Annotated in this window: 20 protein-coding genes and 1 pseudogene; 10 read left to right on the top strand and 11 right to left on the bottom strand. The window is 67.8% G+C overall.

Annotation, left to right across the window (positions count from 1 at the left end; genetic code table 11):
• Nucleotides 1-519 (bottom strand): FHA domain-containing protein FhaB/FipA, encoded by a 519-nt coding sequence (locus EWV37_RS03320; RefSeq protein ID WP_095798606.1) that lies wholly within the window; start codon nucleotides 517-519, stop codon nucleotides 1-3.
• Nucleotide 520: 1 nt separating this feature from the next.
• The gene (locus tag EWV37_RS03315; protein ID WP_129699779.1) at nucleotides 521-1,342 is read right to left on the bottom strand and encodes an FhaA domain-containing protein; all 822 of its coding nucleotides are present in this window, start codon (nucleotides 1,340-1,342) and stop codon (nucleotides 521-523) included.
• A gap of 210 nt (nucleotides 1,343-1,552) precedes the next feature.
• Here EWV37_RS03315 and EWV37_RS03310 point away from each other — a divergent pair, with 210 nt between their 5' ends.
• Entirely contained in the window at nucleotides 1,553-2,209 is a 657-nt protein-coding gene (locus EWV37_RS03310) for a PepSY domain-containing protein (protein WP_095798608.1), read from the top strand.
• Nucleotides 2,210-2,273: 64 nt separating this feature from the next.
• Here EWV37_RS03310 and EWV37_RS03305 read toward each other — a convergent pair whose 3' ends face one another.
• Nucleotides 2,274-4,334, bottom strand: a complete 2,061-nt coding sequence (locus tag EWV37_RS03305) for an NADPH-dependent 2,4-dienoyl-CoA reductase (protein ID WP_129699777.1) — start codon at nucleotides 4,332-4,334, stop codon at nucleotides 2,274-2,276.
• Nucleotides 4,335-4,522: 188 nt separating this feature from the next.
• Between EWV37_RS03305 and EWV37_RS03300 the strand changes: the two genes are divergently transcribed.
• Complete coding sequence (locus EWV37_RS03300) at nucleotides 4,523-5,182, top strand: Dps family protein (protein WP_129699775.1); 660 nt, start codon at nucleotides 4,523-4,525, stop codon at nucleotides 5,180-5,182.
• A 93-nt stretch (nucleotides 5,183-5,275) separates the two neighbouring features.
• Here the strand turns inward: EWV37_RS03300 and EWV37_RS03295 are convergent, their stop codons facing one another.
• The 4 genes from EWV37_RS03295 to EWV37_RS03280 form a co-directional block, all read right to left on the bottom strand.
• Entirely contained in the window at nucleotides 5,276-6,964 is a 1,689-nt protein-coding gene (locus tag EWV37_RS03295; protein ID WP_129699773.1) for an SLC13 family permease, read from the bottom strand.
• A 193-nt stretch (nucleotides 6,965-7,157) separates the two neighbouring features.
• A complete protein-coding gene (gene serA, locus EWV37_RS03290; RefSeq protein ID WP_129699771.1) occupies nucleotides 7,158-8,354 on the bottom strand; it encodes a phosphoglycerate dehydrogenase in 1,197 nt (398 codons plus the stop codon).
• A 127-nt stretch (nucleotides 8,355-8,481) separates the two neighbouring features.
• Entirely contained in the window at nucleotides 8,482-9,597 is a 1,116-nt protein-coding gene (locus EWV37_RS03285; RefSeq protein ID WP_129699769.1) for a glycosyltransferase, read from the bottom strand.
• A gap of 5 nt (nucleotides 9,598-9,602) precedes the next feature.
• Nucleotides 9,603-10,139, bottom strand: coding sequence for an LbetaH domain-containing protein (locus EWV37_RS03280; RefSeq protein ID WP_064845620.1), 537 nt, complete (start codon nucleotides 10,137-10,139; stop codon nucleotides 9,603-9,605).
• Between the two features lie 564 nt (nucleotides 10,140-10,703).
• Here EWV37_RS03280 and EWV37_RS03275 point away from each other — a divergent pair.
• The 5 genes from EWV37_RS03275 (at nucleotide 10,704) to EWV37_RS03255 (ending at nucleotide 16,045) form a co-directional block, all read left to right on the top strand.
• Nucleotides 10,704-12,050 (top strand): tyrosine-protein kinase domain-containing protein, encoded by a 1,347-nt coding sequence (locus EWV37_RS03275; protein ID WP_129699767.1) that lies wholly within the window; start codon nucleotides 10,704-10,706, stop codon nucleotides 12,048-12,050.
• Between the two features lie 17 nt (nucleotides 12,051-12,067).
• Nucleotides 12,068-13,480, top strand: coding sequence for a hypothetical protein (locus EWV37_RS03270; RefSeq protein WP_129699765.1), 1,413 nt, complete (start codon nucleotides 12,068-12,070; stop codon nucleotides 13,478-13,480).
• Nucleotides 13,481-13,548: 68 nt separating this feature from the next.
• A complete protein-coding gene (locus EWV37_RS03265; RefSeq protein ID WP_129699763.1) occupies nucleotides 13,549-14,403 on the top strand; it encodes a glycosyltransferase family 2 protein in 855 nt (284 codons plus the stop codon).
• Nucleotides 14,397-15,656 (top strand): lipopolysaccharide biosynthesis protein, encoded by a 1,260-nt coding sequence (locus tag EWV37_RS03260; protein WP_129699761.1) that lies wholly within the window; start codon nucleotides 14,397-14,399, stop codon nucleotides 15,654-15,656. The genes EWV37_RS03265 and EWV37_RS03260 overlap by 7 nt, the downstream gene beginning before the upstream one ends.
• 38 nt (nucleotides 15,657-15,694) lie before the next feature.
• Nucleotides 15,695-16,045: a phosphatase PAP2 family protein gene (locus EWV37_RS03255; RefSeq protein ID WP_129699759.1), complete on the top strand. Its 351-nt coding sequence runs from the start codon at nucleotides 15,695-15,697 to the stop codon at nucleotides 16,043-16,045.
• Here EWV37_RS03255 and EWV37_RS03250 read toward each other — a convergent pair.
• From EWV37_RS03250 to EWV37_RS03235, 4 genes and pseudogenes are all read right to left on the bottom strand, one after another.
• Nucleotides 16,032-16,733: pseudogene (locus tag EWV37_RS03250) on the bottom strand (zinc-binding dehydrogenase). The gene EWV37_RS03255 and the pseudogene EWV37_RS03250 sit on opposite strands and share 14 nt — an antisense overlap.
• A gap of 206 nt (nucleotides 16,734-16,939) precedes the next feature.
• Entirely contained in the window at nucleotides 16,940-17,941 is a 1,002-nt protein-coding gene (locus tag EWV37_RS03245) for a GDP-L-fucose synthase family protein (protein ID WP_165189220.1), read from the bottom strand.
• Nucleotides 17,942-18,000: 59 nt separating this feature from the next.
• The gene (gene gmd / locus EWV37_RS03240; protein WP_035964951.1) at nucleotides 18,001-19,041 is read right to left on the bottom strand and encodes a GDP-mannose 4,6-dehydratase; all 1,041 of its coding nucleotides are present in this window, start codon (nucleotides 19,039-19,041) and stop codon (nucleotides 18,001-18,003) included.
• 51 nt (nucleotides 19,042-19,092) lie between these two features.
• Nucleotides 19,093-20,352, bottom strand: coding sequence for a glycosyltransferase family 4 protein (locus tag EWV37_RS03235; RefSeq protein ID WP_129699757.1), 1,260 nt, complete (start codon nucleotides 20,350-20,352; stop codon nucleotides 19,093-19,095).
• A 523-nt stretch (nucleotides 20,353-20,875) separates the two neighbouring features.
• Between EWV37_RS03235 and EWV37_RS03230 the strand changes: the two genes are divergently transcribed.
• The 3 genes from EWV37_RS03230 to EWV37_RS03220 are packed head-to-tail and all read left to right on the top strand — an operon-like array spanning nucleotide 20,876 to nucleotide 24,134.
• Complete coding sequence (locus tag EWV37_RS03230; protein WP_238663034.1) at nucleotides 20,876-22,549, top strand: alpha/beta hydrolase family protein; 1,674 nt, start codon at nucleotides 20,876-20,878, stop codon at nucleotides 22,547-22,549.
• Nucleotides 22,537-23,682: an alpha/beta hydrolase gene (locus EWV37_RS03225; protein WP_129699755.1), complete on the top strand. Its 1,146-nt coding sequence runs from the start codon at nucleotides 22,537-22,539 to the stop codon at nucleotides 23,680-23,682. Before EWV37_RS03230 ends, EWV37_RS03225 begins: the two co-directional genes overlap by 13 nt.
• On the top strand, nucleotides 23,679-24,134 hold the full coding sequence (locus EWV37_RS03220) for a holo-ACP synthase (RefSeq protein WP_129699753.1): 456 nt from the start codon (nucleotides 23,679-23,681) through the stop codon (nucleotides 24,132-24,134). Before EWV37_RS03225 ends, EWV37_RS03220 begins: the two co-directional genes overlap by 4 nt.
• Nucleotides 24,135-24,167: the final 33 nt, after the last annotated feature.

Below are 24,167 nucleotides of genomic sequence, written 5' to 3'. Positions count from 1 at the left end.
TTAGGGCCTCAGTTCCATGACGGTTCGCCCCACCCGAAACTGCATGCCGGGTTCGACAGCCGCCGCGCGGGAGAGTTTCTGACCCTGCACGAATGTGCCGTTGGTGGAGCCCAGGTCCTCGAGGAACCAGCGTGAACCTTGGGGGAACAGTCGGGCGTGGCGGCCGGAGGCGTAGTCGTCCTCGAGCGGAACCGTGGCTTCGTTGGAGCGACCGAGCAGGACGGGCGCGGAACCGAGCTGGAAACTGCTGCCGGACAGGGGCCCTTCGATGATCATGAGGTTTCGGGGGCGGTGCCGTGTGCCACCCGTGGTGGTGGGACCGGATCCATTGGCGGCGGGTTGCTTGGCGGGACGTTCCTTGCGTGCGGATGTGCGCTTGTTCCGCGCGTTCTGCACAGCGGCCCGGGCCTTGTTGCCCACCGCGAGGTCGCGCGCCTGCGAGGCAATGACGGCGAAAATGAAGATCCACAGCAACGCCAAGAAACCGAAGCGCAACAGCGTGATGGTCAGCTCAGACACGTCAGCGCCCTTCCTTGGGGAGTAGCAACCGGAACACCAAACGGGTTCGCCCCATGGTAATCACGGATCCGTTGACCAGCTCGGCACGACCCTGCACGCGTTCACCGTCAACGTAGGAACCATTGGTGGAGCCCAGATCCACAGCAATGTAGTGCTGGCCCTGCCGCCGGATTTCCAGGTGCTTTCGGGAAACGCCGGTGTCCTCCACGGTGATGTCCGCCTCGGTGGAACGGCCTACGCTCACGGCGGGGGCGTTCAGGGAGAAACGTTCACCGCTGACTTCGATGACCGGGACGTACTCGACGGATTGGTGCGGCTCGTGGCCTGGGCCGGGAGCGGCGTCGAACGGGGCCGGGCGTGTTTCCTGACGCGGGGCGGGTGGTGGTTCCGGGGCGCGTACCGAGGCCGACGCCGCTCCGGAGGAACTCCCCGAGGACACGGTGCCAACGTCGGTGCGTTCGGAGGACGAGACGATCTGGAACTCCCCGGCCTCGAGATCCGGGTTGCGGATGAAGCTGACCCGAACGGCACCCTGCAGCGTGTAGGCCTGGGACCGCGCGTGCCGGATGATCACGTCGCACAGTTCTTCGGCCAGTTGCGTGCCCCATTCCTGGGCGCGGGGGAAATCGTCGTCCGAGAACTGGACAGTGAAGACGTTGGGCGCCATGGTGCGCCCGGCGGAGATCGTGAACGATTCCTGATCGAGTTCACGGCGCAGGGCGCTGGCGATCTCCACGGCTTCAACTCGTTTGCGGGAACCCGCGGTGAAAGCGGTGCGTACGGCCTTTTCGATACCGCTTTCCAAACCGGTCCAAAAACCCACTGCCGCCTCCTTCCACGCCAACCCGTGGCGGTCTCGTGTGCGCGCCGACCGGGGGAGGTGGGCGTGTGACGGTGAGTAGTCCCCAGAATAGTAGACACCCTGGCTGAGTAGCCGGTGAAAGTCAGGGGGGTGCCCGTCGGCAGTTTTCATTGCGAGCGAAGAGTCCGAGGTAATCCCCTAAAACTCGCGGGTAAGCGGGATAATTGACGTATGAAGCACACTGAGAAAATTCTGACCCTGAGCTCCTCCGCCGTGATCGGTGCGCTCCTGCTCACCGGCTGCGGAGCCAACAACGACGAACCCGCCGCGGAAGCCCCCGCGGAGACTACCGCGGCCGTGCCCGAAAACGAGTCCACCGCCGAGATCACCGATGATCCCAGCGACGGCCAGGCCTCCGACCCCAGCGAGGACGCCTCGGGCTCCGCGTCGGCGAGTGACGAGGACGGCGGCGAGGCTGCGTCGCTGGCAGCGGTGGAGACCGTTCTTGCCAAGTACGAGGGCGGCGACGTGGCGGACATCGACTACGACCGTCGGAACAACGTCTTTGAGGTCGAGGTCATCCAGAACGACACCAAGCACGATGTCACCGTGGATGGTGCGGGCCAGAACATCACCAACGAGCGGGAGGACGGCAACGCGGACCAGGATGACCTGGACGAATTGGGTCAGGCCTCCATCTCCATCGACGAGGCCATCAAGCGCGTCTTCGAAGAGGCCTCGTCACAGGACGGCACCGTGCTGTTCGACGACGCCTCCCTGGACGAGGACAACGGCACCCTCAACTGGGAAGTTGAGCTGGACATCGACGATCGCGATGCCACGTACTACGTGGATGCGACCGAGGGCTCGGTACGCGCCGACAACTGACCCGCAGCTCGGGTCTTGCGTTCGTGAACAGCGGCTCTGCCCTGCACTACCTTTCGGTGGGTGCTCAGGGCAGGGCCGCTGCCAATTCCACAGCCTGTTTGATGGCCCGTTTGGCATCCAGTTCCGCGGCCACATCCGCGCCGCCGATCACGTGGACGGGCCGCGAGTCCCCGGCCAGTTCCCGAGCCAGCTCGTTGCGGGATTCCTGGCCCGCGCACAGCACCACGGTGTCCACCTCGACCAGGGTTTCCGTGCGCGGGTTCTCGAGGGCGACGCCGCCGCCCTCCTCGATGACACCTCCGGCCGGTCCCGGCGCGGCCACGGAGATGCGGACGCCGCGGTCCGTGATGTCCTGATATTCCACTCCGGTGATGAACACCACGTTGGCCATGCGTAGTTCCAAGCGGTGGATCCAGCCCGTGGTGGGGCCCAGGCGTGAGCCGGGTTTGGTGGTGCTCCGCTGAAGGACGGTGACCTGACGCAACGGGGGCTCGGGTGCGGGTGCGAGTAGCCCGCCGCGTGCTTCCAGCGAGCGGTCAATGCCCCATTCGGCATAGAAGTCCGCGGAGGGATTGTGCGTGAGGAAGTGCGCGACGTCGTACCCGATGCCGCCCGCGCCGATCACTGCGACCCGCTGACCGACCGGGGCGCCCTCCAAGACCTCTTTGTAGCCGAGCACCGTGGGCCCGGTGACCCCGGGGATTCCGGGTTGACGGGGGTCCACACCGGCCGCGATGACCACCCGGTCCGCGAAGGCCAGATCCTCCTGGGCGGCACGGTGGCCGGTGCGCACCGTGACTCCCAGCTCCTTCAACCGAGTGGAGAAGTAGCGGATCGTGTGCGCGTAGTCCTCCTTGCCGGGAATTCGACGGGCCAGCTGGAACTGGCCACCGAGTTCGGGCTGCTCCTCGAACAACGTGACGCGGTGACCGCGTTCCGCCGCTGCTTCCGCGAACGCCAGCCCAGCGGGTCCCGCACCCACCACGGCAATCTGTTCGGCCGTGCGGGTGGGGCCGAGAATCAGGTCCGTTTCCCGCATCGCCTGCGGATTGACCAGGCAGGACATGCGCTGACCCGTGAACGTGTGGTCCAGGCACGCCTGGTTGCACGCAATACACGTGTTGATCCGGTCCGGCTGAGCCTCGCGTGCCTTGGCGACGAATGCGGCGTCGGCCAGGAACGGGCGGGCCATGCACACGAGGTCCGCTTCGCCGCGCGCCAGGACCTCCTCGGCGAGCTCGGGAGTGTTGATGCGGTTGACCGTGGAGATCGGAATGCTCAGGTTCTCGCGCAGCGCGCGGCTGACCCACGTGAATCCCGCGCCGGGCACGCTGGTGGCGATGGTGGGGATGCGAGCCTCGTGCCAGCCGATGCCTGTGTTGATGATGGAGGCGCCGGCCTCTTCCACTTCGCGGCCCAGGGCCAGGACATCCTCGAACTCCTGGGCGTCCGGCACCAGATCCAGGGCGGAGAGACGGTACATCACCAGGAAATCCGGGCCCGTGCGCTCGCGGACGCGTCGGACGATCTCTGTGGCGAAGCGGCGCCGGGCCTGCGGCGAGCCGCCCCAGCGATCGGTGCGCTGATTCGTGTGCTCGACCAGGAACTCGTTGATCAAGTAGCCCTCGGAGCCCATGATCTCCGCGCCGTCGTAGCCGGCCCGCTGGGCCAGCTGCGCGGCGTGAGCGAAATCCTCGATGGTGCGTTCGACGTCGCTGTCGGACAGTTCTCGCGGCGTCACCTTGTTGATCGGGGCGCGAATGGGTGAGGGCGCGACCGCGTGCTTGTGCATGCCGTAGCGACCGGAGTGCATGAGCTGCAGGGCGATGAAGCCACCGGCGTCGTGGACGGCTTCGGTGACGACCTGATGGCGGGGCAACTGGTCCTGGGAGCTGAGGTGGGCGCCGTTCTTCCGTGTGGCCCCCTCGGCGTTGGGGGAAATGCCACCTGTGACGATGAGGCCAGCGCCGCCGCGAACGCGCTCGACGTAGAAGGCTGCGAGTTCATGCTCACCGCCCTCCTTCTCTTCCAAGCCGGTGTGCATGGACCCCATGATCACGCGGTGGGGGAGGGTTGTGGAACCCACGGTGAGGGGGGACAGTAAGTGCTGGTAGCGCGCGGTCATCCGATACTCCAAGTCTCAGGTACTTGTTCCCAGACTAGGTGATCGGTGACCCGCGTCACTAATTACTCCGCGGGCGAACCGTCCTGCCTGGTGGAGCGTTTCGGAAGTTGTTATTATGAATACATCAAAATAAACCGCACCATGACAGCGGCGAGTTTTCAGTACGCCGGGTGCACAAGGAGGTTCACATGGCTAAGAAGTCCACCAAGAACGCCAGCTACACCGTTCCGGGTCTCACGACCACCGAGGGTCACGCTCTGGCTGACACGCTGCAGCAGCGCCTGAACGCCCTGAACGACCTGCAGCTGACGCTCAAGCACGCGCACTGGAACGTAGTAGGCCCCAACTTCATCTCCGTGCACGAGATGCTGGACCCGCAGATCGAGACCGTTCGCGGTTTCGTGGACGAGGTTGCCGAGCGCATGGCCACCATGGGCGTGTCGCCCAACGGTCTGCCCGGAGCCATCGTCGCGTCCCGCAAGTGGGACGACTACGACGTGATGCGCGCCACCGGTGTGGAGCACCTGGCCGCTCTGGATCTGGTCTACTCCGGTGTGATCAAGGACCACCGCAAGGCCATCGAGAAGGCCGGCAAGGTCGATCCGATCACCGAGGACATGCTGATCGGTCAGGTCAAGGGACTCGAGCTGTTCCAGTGGTTCATGCGCTCGCACATCGAGTCCGTGTCCGGGCAGCTGGAGAACTCCAATGCCAGCACTGAGAAGGGTGCCGCCAATTCGGTGGCCACGGACAAGTCGGGAAAGTCGACCAAGTCCACTAAGTCGACCAAGTCCAGCAAGTCCGCGAAGGCGGAGAAGTCGGACAAGAAGGCCGACAAGAAGAAGTAACCTCCTTCCAAACACATACTGAGGGCCCGGAACCGCACGGTTCCGGGCCCTCAGTATGTTCTGTCCCTCGTCGGGGTCATGAACGAGTGAACACTAGTACGTGAGGCCGAAGACCCAGACCGCAAGTGTCATGGTGGCGATGGTGATCACGACCATGGCGAACACGTTGAGCCAGATGCCACCGCGGATCATCTGCGAGATGGTCACGTACCCGGAGCCGAACGCAATCGCGTTGGGTGGGGTGGCCACCGGGAGCATGAACGCGCAGGTCGCGGCCAGTGCCACGGGGATGGCCAGCAGCATCGGGTCGATTCCCAGGCCCATGGCCACGCCGCCGGCAACCGGTAAGAACGTGGCGGCGGTTGCGGTGTTGGAGGTCAACTCGGTCAGGAACAGGATGCCGGCCGCGAAGACCAACACCATCAGGATCATGGGAACGCCACCCAGACCCTGGGCCTGCTCGCCGATCCACTCGGTCAGGCCGGAACCCGAGAACTGCGAGGACAGCGCCAAACCGCCGCCGAACAGCAACAGAACACCCCAGGGCAGCTTGACGGCAGAATCCCAGTCCAGCAGGCGCACGCCGCGGGCGGCACCGGCGGGGCAGAAGAACAGCAGCAAACCAATGGTCATGGCGATTCCCGCGTCGGAGATCGGCGGGGTGTCGAAAATCATCGGAATGAACACCCAAGAGACGGCAGCCAGGATGAAGATGGCCAGCACACGCTTCTCACCGGAGGACATGGGGCCGAGTTTGTGAAGTTCGTCCTGGATGAGTTCCTTGCCGCCCGGGATTTCGGTGATTTCGGGCTTGAACAACACCTTGGTGAGCAAGAACCAGCAGATCGCCAGCATCACGACCGCCAGCGGGACTCCCACCAGCATCCACTGGCCGAAGCCGATCTGGATGTCATGGGTGTCGGACAGGTAACCGGCCATCAGGGTGTTCGGCGGGGTGCCGATGATGGTGCCCAGCGAACCGATCGAGGCGGCATACGCGATCCCCAACATCAACGCCGTACCGAAGTTGGACTTGATGATCTCCTGCTTCACCGAGCTGTCCTCGGGGTCAACTTCGGTGTCGGGGCCGGCCTGGGAGGTGGCCGGAGCGGCGTCGTCGGTTGCCTGGCGAGCGTCGGATGCGGCGCCCTCAGGTGTGGCGTCGGCACCGGTGTCGGTTCCGTCGCCGATCTTGGTGACCAACAGCAGCACGGACACGCCGATCGGGAGCATCATCACGGCGGTTGCGGTGTTGGAGACCCACATGGAGAGGAAGCCGGTCGCGACCATGAAGCCCGCAACCATCTGGGTGGGCTTGGTGCCGATGACCTTGACGGTCAGCAGGGCGATGCGGCGGTGCAGGTTCCAGCGCTGCATGGCCAGGGCCAACAGGAAGCCGCCCATGAACAGGAAGATCACGTTGTTGCCGTAGGAAGCTCCCACGTCGTCGAACTTGACGTCGTCACCGAGGACCGGGAAGACCACCAGCGGAACCAGGGCGGTGGCCGGGAGCGGGAGGGCTTCGGTCATCCACCATGCACCCATGAGAACGGCCGTGGCCGCGGTGAGGCGGGCGCCCTGGGCTACGTCGCCGGGCATCAAGAAATACACGAGGAGTGCCAGCGCAAGACCTGCGATCAGGCCGAGCCACTTGATGCGGTGGGTTTTGGGGTCCTCGGCCTCTGCACGTTCGCCGGGGGATTGGAAGTTGACCTCTTCACCGCGGTGCGGATCTGGATCAAGGTTCTTGAGGTGCGCGCCGGGCACCGCTGGGTGGCTCATGGGGATCTCCACGTCATTGTGATGGGGATTACGTGGTATTTATTCTATGAAGTTACTGAGTATTTCGCCCGTAACCTTGACGCGCGGCGGGTCACGAGCGCCAATGGCCCGCCCCGGTGAATGGGGGCGGGCCATTGGTTCGGATTCTCGCCGGGTCGGTCGCGTTTGAAGACGTGCCAGCGGGGGAGTGGCGCTAGCTGACGGTGGCCACCCGAATGGTTTCGGGCAGTGCCTCGATGGCTGCCACGACCTCCGGGGTCACGCCGTTGCCGCAATCGGTGACCAGGTAGCCGGTCTGGCCCTTGGTGACCAGCTGCTGCCGGTCCACGTTGATGCCGTGCTCGCCCAGCACCGAGTTCACGCGAGCCAGCACGCCGGGCAGGTTGCTGTGGATGTGCAGCAGACGGGTGCCGACGATCTCCGGATCCAGCTGAACCTCCGGGAAGTTCACGGACAGGCTCGTGGAACCGTAGCGGCTGTAGTCGACCAGCTTGCCGGCCACGAACTGTCCGATGTTCTCCTGTGCCTCCGCAGTGGAGCCGCCCACGTGCGGGGTGAGGATCACGTTGGGCAGCCCCTGCAGCGGCGAGGTGAACGGATCGCCGGCGACCTTGGGCTCGGTGGGGAACACGTCCACCGCGGCACCCGCCACGTGGCCGGAGACCAGGGCCTCGCGCAGCGCCTCGTGGTCAACCACGTGACCGCGGGACAGGTTCAGGAACAGTGAGCGCGGGCGCATCTTGCGGAACTGCTCGCGGCCGAACATATTGGCGTTGTTGGGGCGGCCGTCCACATGCAGGGTCACGGTCTCGACCGACTGCAGCAGCTCGTCCAGTGAGTCGCACTTGGTGGCGTTACCCATGGCCAGGCGGTCCACGGTGTCGAAGTAGTACACCTTCATGCCGAACGCCTCCGCCAGCACGGACAGCTGCTTGCCGATGTTGCCGTAGCCCACGATGCCCAGCGTGCGGCCGCGCACCTCGTGGGAGCCCTTGGCGGACTTGTCCCACACGCCCTCGTGCATGGCCTTGTTCTTGTCGGTGAGGTGGCGTGCCATGACGATGATCTCGCCCATCGCCAGCTCCACCACGGATCGGGTGTTGGAGTACGGAGCGTTGAACACCACGGTGGCGGTGTCCGTGGCGGCGGTCAGGTCGATCTGGTTGGTGCCGATGCAGAACGCACCAATGGTCTGCAGCTGCGGGTGCGCTTCCAGCACCTCGCGCGTGACCTGGGTCTTCGATCGGATCCCCAACAGGTCCACGCCGTGCAGCGCTTCTTTCAGTTCGGCGGGGTCCAGTGCACCCTTGCGGGTCTCGACCTCCACTCCGCGGCTGCGCAGGAGGTCAACGGCGTCGGTATGGATGTTCTCAAGCAGTAAGGCCTTCACCCGTCCATCCTATGGGGTGGGGCGCGGGCGCCCCGTTTCACGACGTAGCATTCCGGGTCACCCCCGAGCGCGGCGCTCGCGCGCGGGGTGACCCGGCGGCGTCGTCCTCCGGGACCGCGCCGTCCGCTCAGTCCCGGTACGCGCCCAGCAGCTTCTCGACGACGGCGCGCATCCCGTACTCGCGCGCGATCGTGTCCGCGGCCGCCCGACCCGCTCGCCGTCGCCGCTTGGGATCAGCGATCAGCTGCGCGAGGGCATCTTCGAGGGATGGCTGGGTGTCGTCCACGACCGCGCCGGACCCCGTTCGCGCGACCGTGGGCGCGAGCCCGCACGTGTCCGTCACGACCACGGGCAGTCCCGCGGACATGGCCTCGAGAACCGACATGGGGTACGGCTCGTGGACGGAGGGTAGGACGTACACGTCCGATTCCGCCATCCACCGCGCCGCGCCCGAGGAGTCCACCGGGCCGGCCCACGTGAGGCGCTCGCCGAGGCCCGCGGCCGCGATCGCCGCGCGCACCGCGTCCCCCTGGCCCTCATCCGGGCCCACGAGCGTGAACGTGGCGCGCGGGAACCGCTCGGCCAGGGATCGCGCGGCGGCCACGAACGCGAGCGGACGCTTGCGATCCTGCAGACGCGCGAGGAACAGCACGCGACACTCGTCGTCTTCCCGCGGCACGCGGGGGCGCGAGGATGCGGGCATCCCATTGTGCAGTTCCATGAGGTTCACGGGCCCGCGGGCGACCTCGGTGAGGTCCTGTTCCTCCTGAGGGGTGAGATAGCAGACCCGGTGCGCGTCCCGCAGCACCCGCCGGGTCAGCAGGGCGTCCAGGGGCCCCACGAGGGGATTCTCGGACGGGTCGATCATCCCGTGGGTCTGCAGGACGGTTCGGGTGCCCGCGCGCTCCGCGAGCCACGCGGCCGGCAGGGTCAGCAGGTCACGCGCCGTGTGCACGTGCACCACGTCCGCGGTCGGCGCGACCCGGCGCAGCCACGACAGCATGGCCGGCGATGTGAGACCTGCGAAACCCGCACCCGGCAGGGCCTGGACGGGACGGAAGAGCTGCGTGCGCACGCCGTCGCGTTCAGTGGGCAGGGCCGCGCCCAGATCGGAGCCGGTCGCGGCGAGGATCACGTCGTGTCCGGCGTCGGCGAGCGCGCGGCACTGGTTGAGGGCCACCGTGGTGGGCCCGCCGTACGCGTTGGTGCCCGAGACCAGGGCGACGACCTGCAGGATCCGCATGCCGCTCACGCCTTCGTGGCCACGGGGGCGAGCACGCGCGCCCCGGCCGGGACGTCCCGCGTGACGAGCGCGGTGGCTCCCACGACGGCGCCCTCGCCCACCGTGACGCCGCGCAGGACGGTGGCTCGCAGGGCGATCCATGCGCCGTCGGCCACGGTGATGGGTGCGTTGTCGAACTCGAAGGCCGGGTCGTCCGCGCGGTGGCTGCCCGTGCACAGCATGGCGCCCTGCGACACGCACACGTCCGAGCCGATCGTAATGGGCTCCAGATTGAGCAACCATGCGCCCACGCCGATCCACGAGTTCTCGCCCACGGTCAGTTTCCACGGCCAGTGGATCCGCACGTCGTGGCGGATCAGTGTGCCCTCCCCGATCTGCGCGCCGAAGGCCCGCAGGATCCGGGTGCGTACGCTCGGCGGGCACAGGACGGACCGTTGCAGCGGTTCCGCCACGAGGGCCCACGCGGCGCACTGCAGCGTTCCCCGGCCCTTGTCGTAGCCGCGGCCGGTGAAGGTGGCCAGGCGTCTCGTCGTGTGTGTCATGGTCTCCCCCTGTCGTCGAGCCGCAAATAGGGCTGCGCGCTGCGCGCAACCGGTCCGCTCTCCCCGCGGGCGCGCGGCTACGGGATCCAAGCTTGGCACACTGCGCTCGTCGATCCGCCTGCTTCTGACCCCATAAGTGGAGACACCGGGGGTAATGCCGTCGCTTCGTCCTCGATATCTCCTCGACGCCGACGGGCGCCTGGGGCGGGGTCCTTGCCCGCATGCGTACGGGAAGACTTTCCGCAACGGCGCAGGTCGCGCACTGTCTCGTTGCTGAGGGCAACGTACTTGTCGTGGGAATGTTTCTGCTTCTGCGAACAGTTTTGCAGCCCTCATTTCCTGCGGGTTCCAATTGCTGTCGAGATCTGCCGATGAAGGTTTATCCCCCAATTTGGGTACAAAATAATTCCAGAGAAACTACCTGCGTGTTCATCGACATGATTTCGCGCGTTAGACTGAGGCCCATTACAGGGGAGCGATGAAGAGACTGGTGGGACGTGCTCGGGGGCTGGGCAGCGTCCGAGACGAACCGTCTTTCATTGTGATCAGGGGCTGGGAGGGCACATGACGCTGCATGATTACGTCGATATTTTGAAGAAATGGTGGAAAACCGTCATCACACTGACCGTGGTGGGCTTGTTGGCCGGGGGGATCTACGCCTTGGTGTCTCCGGACACGTACAAGGCCACGTCATCCCTCTACGTCTCCATTCCCGCGAGTGACTCCGCCACGGAGTTGAACCAGGCAGCTACGTACCTTTCGCGAGAGCTGAAGTCGTACGCGACCGTGGCGACGTCCCCCTACATCCTCAAACCCGTCGTCGAGGACACGGGTGTGGATAAGACGGTCGCGCAATTGCAGGACATGTTGGACGTCACCAATCCGACGGCCACCTCCATCATCCAGGTCGATGCCACCGCGGACTCACCTCAGGAGGCCCAGACGGTTGCCAACGGGGTCGCGGATCAATTGACCAGAGGGGTCGGGTCACTGTCCCCCGAGGTCGCCAACCGGGGAGGCGCCGTTCAGGCCACGGTTCTCAGCCGGGCGCAGCTCCCGGATGAAACCAGTGGCCTGCCGTCGTGGCTCTATCCGTTGTTCGGTGTGGTCGGCGGCGCGCTGTTGGGCGTGATCCTCGCCTTCGTGTTGGAGAGTCTGGTTCGGCGGCCGCGGACCACGACGGAGCTGCGTCGTGTGCCGGGTGCGTCGCTGGTCGCGTCCGTTCCGCGACTGAAGCACAGGACTGACGCGCGCAGCTTCTTTCCCGCGGGTGGCGAATCCGCGCCGGCGCGGGAGGTGTCACCTCACGTCACTTCGCTGCGCTCGCGCATCCAACAGGGTCATGCCGAGGTCCTGCCCCATGTGGCCGGCTGCGCGGTACTGGTGGTGACCGGTCAGCGTTCGGGCGACGGTGCCACCACGGTCGCCGTGGAACTCGCGCGTAGCTTTGCCGGTCTGGGCAGCCGCGTGGCTCTCGTGGATGCCAACCTCTCCGACCGCGGGGCAACTGTTTTGCTGGCCCAGCACAATCACCTCGGTGTCTCGGATCTCGTGGAACGTCGGGCCGGGGCAGACCAGAGCACTGTTCGCCTCGAGATGGGGCTGACCTTCCTACCCGCGGGTACGCCGACGCCGCGCCCGAGTGACCTGGTGTGCTCGGAACCGATGGCTGCGTTGGTGGGTGAGTTGCGTTCGGAATTCGACGTGGTCGTCCTCGATTGTTCCCCGTTGCAGGACTCCGTGGACGCGGCGGTGCTGGGCGAACTGGCGGATGAGGTCCTGCTGGTCACGGTGCCCGGGAAGACCTCGACCGATCAGCTGCAGTTCTCGGTTCAGGGATTCCGCGAAACGCCCGTGGCATTGGTGGCCAACCAGGTGCGCCTTTCGCGCGCACACTCCGGCGTTCTCTGAAGCCCACGATGAACACGATGACTCCTTTCGGCTGGGCCGTGTTCCTCCTGGGGGCCACGACCGCCGTGGGTGCGCTCGCGCTCATCCACATCTGGACCAGGGACCGGGTGGACGGGCTGAACCTGCGGATGTGGCTCGTGATCAACTTCCTCGTGGCCAACGTCCTGTCCGGATTCGCCCATGTATTGGGGTGGTCCAGGGACCGCGGATTCTACGAGGCCATGTCCGGTACTCCCGCAGGTGCTACATCCGGCTTGACCACGGCCGCCTGGGCGACCTTCTTGGGCATGTGTGCCCTCTGGGCGGGGCTGACGATCCCGCGGCCGCGGATCCTGACCGCACACCGTGGGCCCCGACAGGTTCCCCGGCGCCCCCTGGTACCCGAACAGTTGTATTCCTTCGTATCCCATCACCGGGTCAGCATGGGGGGCCTGGCTCTCATACTCGTAGCAGCGGGCGCCGTGGGACTCGTGCGAGTGATGGGCGCCACGACCGACCAGACCGGCGGGCGGATCATTTCCGTGGACGGCGGCAATGCCCGCTACGCATTCCTGGCGGGTTGGCTGCCGTGGGGCATTACGATCCTGGTCTTGGCGCTCGCGAGCCGGAAGCGTGTGCCCGGCCCAGCGGTGTGGAACACCATCATCCTGGTGGCCGGGTTGGCCGCATTGGGCGTCAGCGCCACGTGGAACGGTGGGCGTTCCGAGATCGCCTACGTGGCATTTCCCCTGCTGGCTCTGATGCTGCCCCGGATCAACATCCTGCGGTGGCCGCTGATCGTGGTGGGCGTGACCGTGTTCGTGGGGTTCATCATCGCGACCACGGCCCGGCGCGTAGGTGCCACCACGGACCCGTGGTCGTTCGTGGATTGGCAATGGGGGCGGTTCTCCATGGCCGCCTGGGCCGAGAACCACGTCCAGTTCCACGGGGCGCTCCACGGTGAGACCCTGTTGAGCGCCCTGCTCAACGTCCCGCTTGCGCTTCTGCATTTCGCGGGTATCCCGGCGGAGAATCCTTTCCGGTCCATGGTGCAGGTCTCGGGATACGACTTGTTGGGTGGGGAAGACCAGATTTACGTGGTTCCGGGGCTCAGCGCAGAAATGATCCTGAATTTCGGCCTGCTCGGTGCGATCGTCGGCTACTTCGTGTTGGGGCTGGTGTCTGCCATGGTCTCCGATGCCTACAGTCGCAGCCGGAGTGAAACCAATCGGTTGTTGTTGGCCACCGTAGGATCCACGCTCGTCTTCCAGGGCATCGTGGGGCAGCTGGAGTCCCTCGAGGTGTTCTTGACGTTGTCGATCCTGCCCCTGTGGGGGTTGTGGATCGTTGAACGCATCTTCGGCCGTGGTGATACGAAATCACCGCCCGCGGGAATAAGATCTTCACCGGCCACGGAGCTTTCACCGCGGACACCGGCAGTTCACAAATAAATCAGCTCAACGGGTGTGGGGGGCGACCTTCGCGTTCGCGGGGCTTCATCAACGGGGAGAGGACCACCATGCCCAGGCTTACTGTCATCATGCCCGCCTATCGGGCGGGCGCCACCGTGGAGAGCGCCATGCGTTCCACGCTGCGGGCCATGCCGCGGGACGCGGAGTTGGTGGTGTCCGTGGACGGCCCGGACGCCGAGACCGAACGTGCGGCCCGCCGGGTGACGGACCGCCGCGTCGTCGTCCGGACCGATGCCGTCAACCGGGGGACCGTGGCGTGCATGCGTCGGGCCCTGGAGTCCACGGACAGCGAGCTCGTGGCCCGCATGGACTCGGACGACATCTCCCTGCCGTGGCGTTTCCGGGTGGGCTTCCGGGCCGTGCGCCACGCGGACATCGTGTGCGGCACGGGGATCCGCTTCGGGCGGGGGATGCTCCCGCGCCCCGGGTACCCGGGCAGTCTCACGACCCGCGAGATCGGACTGCTGCTGCCGTTCGTCAACCCCCTGTTCCACTCGAGCATGCTCGCCACCCGGGAGGCGCTCGTGGCCGCGGACGCCTACGCGCGGCCCAACACCGCGGAGGACTACGTCCTGTGGCTCGACGCCCTGCGCGCCGGGGCCCGGATCGTGAAACTGGCCACCCCCGTGGTGGCCTACCGGTTGAGTGAGAGCCAGCTGTCGAGTTCGGACACCTACCTGGAGCGCATCGTCTCCGACCCCGAGATCCGGCGCGCGTGGACCGCGTGGGCCCACGCGTCCGGGCGGCCGTGGCTCGAGGCCAACGGCGGGGTCCCCGGATCCATCCGGGGCACGCGGGGACAGCTCGAGGCCATCGTGGCCGGGGTGCGCCCCGGAACGCGGCACTACGCGCGGCGTCAGTTGGCGAGAGCCGCCACCCTCATCCCGGCGCCGGTATGCTGAACCAGATCAAGTCGCTCATCGAGCGCGCGATCCCGCGGATGTCCTCCGCGATCGTGATCCTCACGCTCGCCGCGTTCACGTCCCCGCACTACGTGGGTATCTACAACGTGGTGACCCTGCTCTACACGGCCATCCAGGTCACGATCGACTCCGGGGCCCGGTTCGCGGTGATCCGCGTGCTGACCGAACCCGGGGGCATGAAGATCATGAACCGCTACCGGGTGATCATGCCCGTCCTGGCCTTCGTGATCCTTACCGGGCTCATGCTGTTCCTTCTGCACAACGGGACGCTCGAGAACTGGGGCGAGTTCTTCCAGGTGCTGCCCGTGGCGCTCGCGCCCGGTTTCGGGGCCCTGGGTCTGCTGTACGTGGGCACGCTGCAGGCCACCAACCAGTGGGGGACCCTGGCCCGGATGCAGTTGCGGGCCTCCCTCGTGGGTCTGCTCGTGGGCGGGACCATCCTGGTGCTGACCCACTCGCTGCTGGGCCCGGCCCTGCAGCTGGCCGTCACGGAGGGCATGTTCGCCCTGCTGTGCTGGCGCCGTGCGCGCCGTAACACCCGGCCCCTGCCGCACTCCACGCCGGGCGAGCGTTCGATCCTCTCCGACATGGGCACGATGTCCGGCTACGCGCTGGTGTCCTGGTTCCAGGGCCAGGCCGAGCGACTGTTCATGGCCGTGTTCGCCGGCACCGCCGTCCTCGGTACCTACACCGCGGGCAGCGCCGTGGGCCGCGCCCCGGGGGACGCCCTGGCCGCGTCCACCGCGAACGTGGTGCGCGTGGGGATCGCGGACAAGGAGACCCCGGAGGAGATCCGGAGCGCGAGTGACCATTTGTTGCTGCGCGCGCTCATACTCGCGTTCGCGTGCGTGCTGATCGCCCTTACGGCGAGCGTGGTCCTCACGCCCCTGCTGGGTGGCGACTGGAAACCCGCGATGTCCATGGTGCCGTTCATCGCCATGGTGTCCTTCCCCGTAGTGCTGTCCTGGGCGGCCTCCGTGCTGCTCGTGCGCACCGGTGCGGCCTGGAAGACGTTCGTGGGTCCGGTGATCGGCGTGGTCTTCGGTGCGCTGATCGCATGGGTCGCGTCGTTCGACCTGCACCTCGCGGCCACGCTGCTGGTCATCCGTGAGTTCGCCGTGGTCCTCGTCGCATACGTCCTGGTGGGACGCAGTGCGCCGTGGCGGTCGTTCCTGGTGGCTGCGGTTCTCTCGACCATCGGGCTGGCGGGCTGCTGGCTCCTGGTGGCGTAGGGCCAACGCACAGCTCGTTCCCGGTTTGCGGGCGCAGCATGACGCCACGACCACCTCGACCCCGGCGACCGGACGGTCCACCTTCCTGCGCGGGCGCCTCGACGAGCCCGCGGTCACCGGCGGCGGGTCCCGCGGCGGCGTCGTCCTTTGAGGCCGCAACGGGTACGACGACGCTGCGCCCCTCCCGCTCCCCGATCACCCGATGGTGGGTGGCCGCGGCGGGGGTGGTGCTGATCGGGGTGGTCGCGTTCAGTCGGCTCTACCTGGGGTACCACTGGCTCACGGACGTGACGGCCTCGCTGCTGCTGGTGATCGCGATCCTCGGCCTGGTCGTGGGCGTGGACGCGTGGCGCCCCACGACGCGGCGGGCGGAGCTCACTCGAGCGTGAGCACCGCCTTGATGACCTCCCCGGAGCGAGTGTCCCGGATGGCCTGTTCGATCTCGGCCATGGGGTAGGTCCGCACGAGCTCGTCGAAGGGGAACCGCCCGACCTTCCACAGGGCGAGCAGCGCGGAGATCATCTCCTGGGAGGTCCGTGAACCGCCCAGGGCGCCCACGATCCGCTTGCCGAACAGCGTGCGCATGTGGTCCGCGGAGAACCGGGCGTCCGTGGGTGCGCCGCCGATCAGGAGGCACGTGCCGAGCATGCCGATCGCCTCGATGGCCTCCTCGAGCACGGCGATCACACCGGTGCATTCGATGGCGTAGTCCGCTGCCCCTCCGGTAATCTCCCGGATCCGTTCCAGCGAGTCCTCCTACCCGGAATTGATCACGTGCGTGGCCCCGTAGCGCTGGGCGAGCTCCAGGCGGGAGTCATGCAGGTCCACCGCGATGATCGTGGCCGCGGCCGAATTGCGGGCAGCCATGATGGCCCCGAGCCCCACGGCGCCCACACCGTAGACCACCACGGATTCACCCGGGCCGGGATTCGCGGTGTTGAGCACGGCTCCCGCCCCGGTGGTGATACCGCACGCGAGGGGGCCCGCGAGTTCCAGGGGAACGGACTCGTCCACGGTGAGTTCTTCCCACCGGAACGGTGCATCGACGTGATCGACCACGTAGGCGTGGATGTCCATGGTTGCCTTCTCGAGCAGGGCGCTCGGCTCTGAACGCCGGGCTCCCCTGCTATTTGCGGTCGGCACGCGGCGGCCATCCCCGCGGGGCAGCGGAGACGACCCGCATCGCGCGGGTCGTCACGGCATCATGCGGAGAGTTCGCCCATGACACGGAGTGTCCCTTCATCACACGGAGTGTCCCCGCATCAAGTGGGGCATCCCGTCGCTCAGGCGCCCCGCGCCTGCTCGCGATTCGCGCGGTACCAGGCCACGGCGTCGTCGAGCCCGGTGGGCAGGTCGATCGAGGCGGACCAGCCCAGCGAGCGCAACAGGGAGACGTCCATAAGCTTGCGGGGCGTCCCGTCCGGCTTGGAGGTGTCCCACGAGGTGGTGCCCTCGTACCCGGTGGCCGAGGCCACGAGGCCGGCGAGTTCCTTGATGGTCACGTCCTCGCCGGTGCCCACGTTGACCTGCTGGGGCCCGTCGTAATGCTCCATGAGGTACAGGCACGCCGTGGCCAGGTCCGACACGTGCAGGAACTCGCGCCGCGGTGAACCCGAACCCCAGTTGGTGATCTCGGTGTCACCGGCACGCACGGCCTCGTCGTAGCGGCGGATCATGGCGGGCAGCACGTGGGAGCCGGACGGGGAGAAGTTGTCCCCGGGGCCGTAGAGGTTGGTGGGCATCGCGGAGATCCACGGCAGCCCGTACTGGCGTCGCATCGACTGCACGTGCAGGATGCCGGCGATCTTGGCGATCGCGTAGGCGTCGTTGGTGGGCTCCAGGTACCCCGTGAGCAGCGAGTCCTCGCGCAGCGGTTGTTCCGCGAGTTTGGGGTAGATGCAGGAGGAGCCCAGGAACAGCACGCGTTCCACGCCCGCGGTGCGTGCGGCGTCCAGGATGTTGAGCTGGATCCGCAGGTTGTCGGACAGGAAGTCCACGGGCTGGGAATTGTTCGCGCCGATCCCGCCCACCTTGGCCGCCGCGAGCACGAGGTAGCGCGGCCTGTGCTCGGCTATGAACGCCTCCACGGCCGCACGGTCCCGCAGGTCCAGCTCACGGGAGCTCGCACCGATCAGGTTCTCGAAACCCTCGTCCTGGAGGTGACGCCAGATGGCGGAACCCACGAGACCGCGGTGACCGGCCACGTAGAACGGCGCGGAGCGGTCCAGCGCGCCGGGGGTGTAGGCGACGTCGTCGGTCGTGCGGGCATCGGCCGGGTCGCTCACCGTGTGCGGCCAGTGCTCCTGGCCGGCAGCGGTGTCCCGGCGGTTCGCCACGTCCGCGCTCACGCCGCGTGCTCCGGCGTCCAGATGCGCTCGGACACGGTGTCGATCCACGGGGAACCGGCGCACTCCAGGGCAGCGCGGTCCGCGTCCACCATGATCCGCGCGAGCTCCGGGGCGTGCACCGTGGCCTTCCACCCGAGCTTCTGCTCGGCCTTGGACGGGTCACCGATGAGCGCGTCCACCTCGGTGGGGCGCAGGTAACGGTCGTCGAAGCGGACGTGCTTCTCCCAGTCCAGCCCGGCGTGCTCGAACGCGGTCTCCAGGAACTCGCGCACCGTGGACGGGCGGCCCGTGGCCAGCACGAAGTCCTCCGGTTCGTCCACCTGGAGCATGCGCCACATGCCCTCCACGTACTCCGCCGCGTAGCCCCAGTCGCGCACGGCGTCCAGGTTGCCCATGTAGAGCAGGTCCTGCTTGCCCGCCGCGATCGCGGCCACGGCACGCGTGATCTTGCGGGTCACGAACGTCTCGCCGCGGCGCGGGGACTCGTGGTTGAAGAGGATCCCGTTCACGGCGAACATGTCGTACGCCTCGCGGTAGTTCTTGGTGATCCAGTAGGAGTAGATCTTGGCCGCGCCGTACGGGGAGCGCGGGTAGAACGGGGTGTCCTCGTTCTGCGGCGGGGGAGTGGCCCCGAACAGCTCGGACGTGGAGGCCTGGTAGAAGCGGCACTTCACCCCGGCGCGGCGCACGGCCTCGAGCAGACGCACGGTGCCGAGGCCCGTGGTGTCACCCGTGTGCTCGGGCTCGTCGAAGGACACGCGCACGTGCGACTGGGCCGCGAGGTTGTAGACCTCGTCCGGGTCTATCTCGCCCAGCAGCGTGACCAGACGGGCGGCGTCGGAAAGATCGCCGTAGTGCAGGAACAGCCGCGCCTGCGGGTCGTGCGGGTCCTGGTACAGGTGGTCGATGCGGGACGTGTTGAACGTGGACGCGCGGCGGATCAGGCCGTGGACCTCGTAGCCCTTGGCGAGCAACAGCTCCGCGAGGTAGGAACCGTCCTGCCCGGTGATGCCGGTGATGAGTGCTTTCTTGGTCATGAGTGGTCTCCCCTGTGTGACGTGGTACGTCGGGACGGGTGTCCCGGCCGATCAGGAATGCAGTGCCGCCGCAGGTGCGGTGGTCTCGGTGGGTAGCAGTGCGCGCAGCGCGGTGCTGAAGGCGCGGACCGCGGCGCCGGCGCTGAGCACGTCGCGCACGTAGCGGCGTCCGCCGCGGTGCGTGGCGCCGCCGGTCGCGATCCACTCCTCGTGCAGTTGCAGGGCGCCCGCCACGAGTGCCTCGGGATCCCCGGGCGCCACACGGATGCCCGCGTCCGCGGCGTCGAGCTCGGCGGCGGACGGGCTCTCGGCCTCGACGGCCGCGAGCACGGGACGGCCAGCGGTGAAGTAGCTCGTGAGCTTGCTCGGGACGCACATCTCCTTGAGCCCCGGTCGTTCGTTGACCAGCAGGACGTCCGCGGCGCGCAGCAGTCCGGCGTAGGTCTCGTCGTCGACCCCGGGCAGGACCTCGAAGCGCGGCGTGCGTCGGGCCAGCTCCTCGAGCTGCGGGCGCTGGTGCCCGCCGCCCACGAGCACAAACCGCAGCGGCGCTCCCGTGCGCTCGGCAACGTCCGCGGCCGCGGCGACGTTCGCGAGGTCCTGTTTGGCACCCATGTTGCCCGTGTGCAGGACGACGACGTCGCCCGCGCCCCACCCGAAACGACGCCGTAGTTCGTCGGTGTCCACCGAGGGGGTCTGGGAGATGTGGGTCCAGTTGCGCACGGTGCTGATCCGGCGCGCGGGCACGGCCATCTCGCGGCGCAGGTAGTCCGAGAAGCGGTCGTGGATCACGACCACCCCCTGGCACGAGCGCAGGAAGGTGCTCTCGATACCGCGCATGACGCGCGCCACGGGTCCGCTCGCCGCGCCAGTCTCGGTGAGCCCGGCGGTGTAGATGTCCTGCACCCACGCGATCACCGGCGTGCGGCTCAGCGCGGCGCGCACCCGCACGATCGCCGACGAGAACAGGGCGGGGCTCACGACCACGACGGCGTCGGGATCGCCCCACGCGGCGGTCGCGGCACGCAGACCGAAGACGATCTCCATCCCCAGCCGGCGCAGCTGTCCGGCGTCGTGGGGAACGGGGTGCGGCACGCGCAGGACGGGCACGCCGTCGATCTCCTCGTGCGCGGCGCGGCGGTGCGAATACCCTTCGTGGATGCGCCACTGCGGGTAGTGCGGGAGACCCGTGATGACCCGGGCGTCCCATCCCTCCTCGCGCAGCGCGCGAGCCATGCCGGCGGTGTACGGCGCGATGCCCGTGTGTTCCGGTGAATAGTTGAGTCCGATGATCAGGACGCGTGCTGCCACGCTATCTCCTCCCCCATGAAAAGCGGAGCAGCTCAGCCGCTGCCGCTTTTCCCGAATGGGCGGACTTCCCCAGTCCGCCTCCGCGCCACGTGGTGCAGCGATGCCTCATGGCTGTCCCACCGGGAGCGGTGAATGTCGCCGAAACACGAATCCCGCGTGTCCCGACGTTTGCCATCATAATCGTGTGCACAAGTACCTAACACCACAGTGGTGACAATTCTGTGTGGGCTCATATAGGTACACGTCGGTATCGCCTCAGGTGGGAGCGCGAAAAACAGTGATCTTGATGTAAAACCACACATTAGGGGACGGTAATCTCGGTCACGACCGGTGTCTCCCTGGCTATGCTTTATGAGTGCAAACATGCACGACTCCCGCGGGGGAACGCCGAAGCGACGCGGAGTTCGGGGCATCGATCCGCACTTCGGGGTGGGGCCCGGTCTTAGAGAGGGCACCCATCGCCACGGGGGACGTGCGAAGGGGCGCGGCTGAGGCGCACCGGAGCAGAACTGGGGGAGATTTCATGCGTATTGCCGGGCAGGCAACTTTCTTGACGGACCACGACCACACCATCCACGCGTGGGTCCACGGCCCCGCGGACGATCGTGTGCGCGGCGCCGTGATCGTGGCGCCGGCCTTGGCGCGCGAGGAGGTCGTGAGTCACCGCAGCATGCGCCTCGTGGCCGCGCGCGCCGCGGAATCCGGGTGGCTCGTGATCCGCCTGGCGTGGAGCGGGACCTCCGAATCCGGTGCGCGTCCGGTCCTGAGCAACCCGCTCGAGGTGTGGCACGAGGACCTCGCGGTGGCCCACAGTGCCGCGCGGGAGCTCGTAGGACCTGATCTGCCCGTGCACGGGATCGGGCTGCGCATCGGTGCGGGTGTGCTCGCGACCTCACCCCTGCCGTTCGATCGGCGCGTGCTGTGGGAACCGGTCTCGGGCGCCGTCTACATGCGCCAGTACACGGGCCTGCGGCGCACGAGCGGGTTGATCCTGCCGCCTGAGGTCCCCGACGGCGTGGAGATCGGCGGCGCACACTTCACCGACGCCGAAGCCGCGGCCATCCGCGCCCTACCGGATCCCCGCAAGATCAAGACCCCGGGTCTGATCACGGTGCGCGAGGAGGACCGGCGCATCGCCAAGAAGTTATACGGCGTGGCCGCGATCTACGCGAAGGCGAGTCCGGAGGCGATCGCCGCCCTCGTGGGTCGACTGGACGATTCCGTCCCCACCACGTCCCACAGGGAGGACTGGGTGGACGTGAGCGGCTGGCGTCCCACGACGACCGCGTGCTTCCATGTGGCGGAGTTCGGCGCGGAGGTCCAGGAGGACCTGCTGGAGCTGGGCCCGGACCACTTGCCGGCCTCCTACACCCACCCCGTGGGCCGCGACGGCACCGGGGCCGGCGCGGTGGTGCTCGCACCGCCGTCCGCGGACCCCAAGGACGGGCCCACGGGACTGTGGACCGTGCAGGCACGCCGACTCGCCGCGCGCGGTGTCCCCGCGCTGCGCATCGAGCGTCACCACTGCGGTGACGCCGCTGGCCTGGACGAGGTCAAGGACATCAACCCTTACACGGGGCAGGGCGTGGCGGACCTGGACCTGGGTGCCGCGTGGCTGGCCGAGCGCACCGGGGAGAAAGTCACCGGGGTGGGGCTGTGCGTGGGCGGCTGGCTGGTCGCCATGGCCCCGCCCACGAGCGCCATGACCACCCGCGTGGTGCTCAACAACGTGGCGTGGCGCGCGGCGGAGAGCTACTACGACAAGCTCTATCGCAACTGGGACGTGGACGCCGTGCTGGAACAGCTGCGCACCATGAGCGACGTGGAGGTCACCACGAGCTGGCGCACGCGCGCCAAGGACCGGGTGCGCCGCCGCATGCCGTACATCGCGTGGCTCGCGCTGGGCCGGCGCAACATCCCCAACGTTCCCGAGGTGGTCATGGAGTACGCGTCCCGGGGCGCCGAGGTCACGTTCTACTTCGGGCCGGAGGACGGTCTGCTCTTCCAGCAGGAACGCGGGGAGGAGGGTCTGGCCCGGTTGCAGCGCCAGGGCCGCCGGATCAGGGTGGCCCACGTGCCCGCCCTGGACCACTCCCTCCAGGCCCACGCCTCACGCCTCACGGCCCTCGAGATCGTGGACGCCGCCCTGGGCCTGAGCCCCTCACCCGCCGAGGAGGTCGTCCCGTGCGCCGTCTGAGAACACGCAGCGCCCGCGCGCTCGCCGGGTGCGCCCTCACGGCCGTGCTGCTGAGCGGCTGCGCGGCCGGCGGGTCCGGCGACCACGCGCCGTCCTCCTCCGGTGAGAGCCTGGGTTTCGACGACGCCGCGCTGTCCCAGGTGGGTTTCGCGGACCCGCAGCAACTCACGCAACCGTCCCACGGGATCACCGTGACGGGTGCGCGGGGGCTCTCGGAGCGGGCCGCGGAACTCGCGGTGAGCACGGACCAGGTCTCTGCCGAGGCCCCGGGCGGGCGCAACTCGGTGGTGGTGATCACCCCGAAGGACTACGACCCCGCGAAGAAGTACCCGGTGGTGTATCTCCTCCCGGGCAGCGGTGCCACGGAGTCCCCTGCCCTGCAGTGGTACGAGGCGGGTCAGGCCGAGCAGCTCACTCAGGGTCTGCCCGTGATCACTGTCATCGTGAGCGGGGGCAAGGTGGGCTGGTACTCGGACTGGGCGTCCCAGGAGGAACTCACGCAGAACTGGGAGACATTCCACCTGGACCAGGTGGTCCCGTGGGTGGATCAGCACCTGTCCACCAGGGCGGACCGCGAGCACCGCGTGATCATCGGCAACTCGATGGGCGGGTACGGCGCCATGCGCTACGCCGAGCAACGTCCCGATCTCTTCGGGGAGGCCGTGAGCCTGTCCGGGTTGCTGGACCTGTCCTCGGATGAGGCCAAGCAGACGATCGCCACGGGATCCCAGGAGGCCACGGGCCGCACCGATTCGGTGTTCGGCAACGGCTCGGTCACGACCGAGGAACAGTGGCGTGCGAACGATCCCGCGGTCCGGAGCGGGGAGCTCAAGAATGTCCACGTGCAACTCTTCGCCGGTCGGGGCAACGGCCAGGAGGGGGACATCGAACCCGCTCTGAAGGACACCACGGTGACCATGGCGCGCGAGCTCGAGTCACAGGGAGTGGATTACCAGTACACCGAGTACGGCCAGGCGGGCCAGTGCAACGGCGGCCACGAGTTCCCGTGCTGGACCCCCGCGGCCACGGTCGCCCTCGGGCGCTGGGCCGATCGGGTGGGCGTGAAGCGCACCTCGCCCCAGCCGTCGGTGCCCTCGGCATTCGAGGACGTGACCTCACGGAGTTCGTCATGACGAGCGCGCCCGTGGCCGTGACACGCGGGACCGAGGCCGGGGACGGTGTCGTGGGCGTACCCCGCGTGGGCTGCGACCTGCAGGAGGTCGCGCCCGTGGCCGAAGCGCTCGCGCAGCGCGGGCAGCGGTACCTGCGGGCACTGTTCGCGCCCGAGGAGATCGCCGACCTCACGCGTCCGGACGGACGCCCGCTCGCGGCGGAGTCCGTGGCGGGGCGCTTCGCGGCCAAGGAGGCCGTGCTGAAGGTCTTGCGCCCGAGCGCCGACGACGCCGTGGCCTGGCCCCAGATCATGATCCGCTCGGACGCCCACGGTGCCCCTCGCGTGGAACTGCGGGGCACGGCCGCCCGCCTGGCCCGCGGCGCCGGACTCGGGGCGTGGAGCGTGAGCACGTCCCACGACGGAGGCTTCGCGATGGCCGTGGCCCTGGCCATCCGCTCACCCCAGCCCTGACCGGAGGCCAGACCACCGCGCCGACCGGTACCC

Source organism: Kocuria carniphila (genome assembly GCF_004136555.1).
In the GTDB taxonomy this organism is placed as follows: Bacteria; Actinomycetota; Actinomycetes; order Actinomycetales; family Micrococcaceae; genus Kocuria; species Kocuria carniphila.
The sequence above is the reverse complement of the archived record's forward strand: the minus strand, read 5'-3'. Positions and strand labels throughout refer to the sequence as shown.

What these genes read in the sequence shown, in the direction of transcription:
- EWV37_RS03310 (WP_095798608.1), top strand. Translation starts at nt 1,553, where the DNA reads ATGAAGCACACTGAGAAAATTCTGACCCTGAGCTCCTCCGCCGTGATC.
- EWV37_RS03305 (WP_129699777.1), bottom strand. Translation starts at nt 4,334, where the DNA reads ATGACCGCGCGCTACCAGCACTTACTGTCCCCCCTCACCGTGGGTTCC.
- EWV37_RS03300 (WP_129699775.1), top strand. Translation starts at nt 4,523, where the DNA reads ATGGCTAAGAAGTCCACCAAGAACGCCAGCTACACCGTTCCGGGTCTC.
- EWV37_RS03295 (WP_129699773.1), bottom strand. Translation starts at nt 6,964, where the DNA reads ATGAGCCACCCAGCGGTGCCCGGCGCGCACCTCAAGAACCTTGATCCA.
- EWV37_RS03285 (WP_129699769.1), bottom strand. Translation starts at nt 9,597, where the DNA reads ATGCGGATCCTGCAGGTCGTCGCCCTGGTCTCGGGCACCAACGCGTAC.
- EWV37_RS03280 (WP_064845620.1), bottom strand. Translation starts at nt 10,139, where the DNA reads ATGACACACACGACGAGACGCCTGGCCACCTTCACCGGCCGCGGCTAC.
- EWV37_RS03275 (WP_129699767.1), top strand. Translation starts at nt 10,704, where the DNA reads ATGACGCTGCATGATTACGTCGATATTTTGAAGAAATGGTGGAAAACC.
- EWV37_RS03270 (WP_129699765.1), top strand. Translation starts at nt 12,068, where the DNA reads ATGACTCCTTTCGGCTGGGCCGTGTTCCTCCTGGGGGCCACGACCGCC.
- EWV37_RS03265 (WP_129699763.1), top strand. Translation starts at nt 13,549, where the DNA reads ATGCCCAGGCTTACTGTCATCATGCCCGCCTATCGGGCGGGCGCCACC.
- EWV37_RS03260 (WP_129699761.1), top strand. Translation starts at nt 14,397, where the DNA reads ATGCTGAACCAGATCAAGTCGCTCATCGAGCGCGCGATCCCGCGGATG.
- EWV37_RS03255 (WP_129699759.1), top strand. Translation starts at nt 15,695, where the DNA reads ATGACGCCACGACCACCTCGACCCCGGCGACCGGACGGTCCACCTTCC.
- gmd (WP_035964951.1), bottom strand. Translation starts at nt 19,041, where the DNA reads ATGACCAAGAAAGCACTCATCACCGGCATCACCGGGCAGGACGGTTCC.
- EWV37_RS03230 (WP_238663034.1), top strand. Translation starts at nt 20,876, where the DNA reads ATGCGTATTGCCGGGCAGGCAACTTTCTTGACGGACCACGACCACACC.
- EWV37_RS03220 (WP_129699753.1), top strand. Translation starts at nt 23,679, where the DNA reads ATGACGAGCGCGCCCGTGGCCGTGACACGCGGGACCGAGGCCGGGGAC.